General features: G+C 69.0%; 1 protein-coding gene. It reads right to left on the bottom strand.

Features of this window, described 5'->3' with window-relative positions:
- Positions 1-203 (bottom strand): ketoreductase domain-containing protein (locus IG88_RS40080; RefSeq protein WP_037837611.1); only part of this gene is annotated, 203 nt, incomplete at both ends.

Below are 203 nucleotides of genomic sequence, written 5' to 3'. Positions count from 1 at the left end.
CCCTCGGCACGCCGACGCACCGCCAACGCGTCCAGGAACACATTGGCCGCCGCGTAGTTCGCCTGCCCCGGCGAACCGAACACACCCGCCACCGAGGAGAACAGCACGAACAGGTCCAGCTCACGGTCACGGGTCAGCTCGTGCAGGTTCCAGGCCCCGTCCACCTTCGGCCGCATCACCGACACCAACCGCTCCGCCGTCAG

This window comes from Streptomyces sp. NRRL F-5650 (genome assembly GCF_000721365.1).
Taxonomy (GTDB): domain Bacteria; phylum Actinomycetota; class Actinomycetes; order Streptomycetales; family Streptomycetaceae; genus Streptomyces; species Streptomyces ardesiacus.
This window is presented reverse-complemented; position numbering and strand designations above follow the sequence as displayed.